General features: G+C 62.1%; 1 protein-coding gene. It reads left to right on the top strand.

Going from position 1 to position 2,124, the window contains the following annotated elements:
- Positions 1 to 186: 186 nt before the first annotated feature.
- Positions 187 to 2,070, top strand: a complete 1,884-nt coding sequence (gene htpG / locus AC4FAH_RS13420; RefSeq protein WP_107335276.1) for a molecular chaperone HtpG — start codon at positions 187 to 189, stop codon at positions 2,068 to 2,070.
- The last annotated feature ends 54 nt before the right edge of the window (positions 2,071 to 2,124 follow it).

The raw sequence follows: 2,124 nt of genomic DNA, 5'->3' as shown, positions 1-2,124 counted from the left end.
GGCGCAATCATCTGTCGCTAGTGCCTTGAAATCCCTCACCCTTGCCCCATATCTGATCCACGAGTGCTTCCTTCGATCTGCCGCCCAAGAAAGGCAGGCGTCGGCGAGCCGGTTCCATTGTTGCGGGGGCGCTCTGGCCACCGCGAATCTTCTTTTCAGGCATCCACGACATAGAGGTCCTTTTCGATGACGACCGCCACTCACACCGAAACGCATGGCTTCCAGACAGAAGTGAAGCAGCTGCTTCACCTCATGATCCACTCGCTGTATTCCAACCGCGAGATATTCCTGCGCGAGCTGGTCTCCAACGCGGCGGATGCCTGCGACAAGCTGCGCTACCAGGCGCTGGACAACGATGCCCTCTACGGCAACGACAGCGAACTGCGCATCGAGATCGAGCACGACGCCGAGGCGAAGACCATCACCCTGCGTGACAACGGCATCGGCATGAGCCGTGACGATGTGGTCGCCAACCTGGGTACCATCGCGCGCTCCGGTACCGCCGAGTTCATGAAGAACCTGTCGGGTGACCAGCAGAAGGATTCGCGTCTGATCGGTCAGTTCGGGGTTGGCTTCTACTCCGGCTTCATCGTCGCCGACGAGATCACCGTGCGTACCCGTCGCGCCGACCTGGGCGCTGACCAGGGCGTCGAGTGGACCTCGCGTGGCGAAGGCGAGTTCAGCGTCGCCGACATCGAGCGCGCCGAGCGCGGCACCGAGATCGTGCTGCACCTCAAGGACGATGCCATCGAGTTCGCTGACGATCATCGTCTGCGCAACCTGGTCACCAAGTACTCCGACCATATCGAACTGCCGGTGCGCATGAAGCGCGTCGAGAAGGACGAGGAAGGCAACGAACAGGTCCACTGGGAAACTGCCAACTCCGCCACCGCGCTGTGGGTGCGCTCCAAGTCCGAGGTCAGCGACGAGGAGTACAAGAACTTCTACAAGCACGTCTCGCATGACTTCTCCGACCCGCTCAGCTGGAGCCACAACAAGGTCGAGGGCAAGCTCGAGTACACCAGCCTGCTGTTCGTGCCGGGCCGTGCGCCGTTCGACCTCTACCAGCGCGATGCCGCGCGTGGCCTGAAGCTCTACGTGCAGCGCGTCTTCATCATGGACGACGCCGAGCAGTTCCTGCCGCTGTACCTGCGCTTCATCAAGGGCGTGCTGGACACCAACGACCTGTCGCTGAACGTCTCGCGCGAACTGCTGCAGCAGGACCCGCAGGTCGACAAGCTCAAGTCCGCGCTGACCAAGCGTGGCCTGGACATGCTCAAGAAGCTGGCCAAGGACCCCGAGCAGTACCAGACCTTCTGGAACCAGTTCGGCTCCGTGCTCAAGGAAGGCCCGGCGGAAGACTTCGCCAACCGCGAGAAGATCGCCGAGCTGCTGCGCTTCTCCACCACCGAGACCGACAGCGCGACCCAGGACCAGTCACTGGCCCAGTACGTCGAGCGCATGAAGGAAGGCCAGAGCAAGATCTACTACCTGGTCGCCGACAGCTTCAATGCCGCCAAGTCCAGCCCGCACCTCGAGATCTTCCGCAAGAAGGGCATCGAAGTCCTGCTGCTGACCGACCGCATCGACGAGTGGCTGATGAGCCACCTCACCGAGTTCGACGGCAAGTCCTTCGCGGATGTCGCCAAGGGCGATCTCGATCTCGGCGATGTCGAGAACGAAGAAGAGAAGAAGGCCCAGGAAGAGACCGCCAAGGCCAAGGAAGATCTGGTCAAGCGCGTCAAGGAAGCGCTGGCCGAGAACGTTCAGGAAGTGCGCATCACGCACCGTCTGACCGATTCCCCGGCCTGCGTGGTGCTGCCGGAGCACGAGATGGGCTACCAGATGCGCAAGATGATGGAAGCCGCTGGTCAGCCGCTGCCGGAAGTGAAGCCGATTCTCGAGCTGAACCCGGAGCACGCCCTGGTCACGCGTCTGGAAGGCGGTGAAGGCGATTACTTCACCGATCTGGCACACGTGCTGCTCGATCAGGCCATCATCGCCGAAGGCGGTGCGCTGGAAGATCCGGCCGCTTACGTGCGCCGCCTGAACAGCATGCTCAGCGCCTGAGACGGCGGAACGATCGAGCCACTGGCTTGATCAAGCATGTCCGCAACGACGCCC

The organism is Cobetia sp., assembly GCF_983723665.1.
Note: the sequence above shows the minus strand (reverse complement) of the source record. Positions and strands in the feature narration are given on the sequence as shown.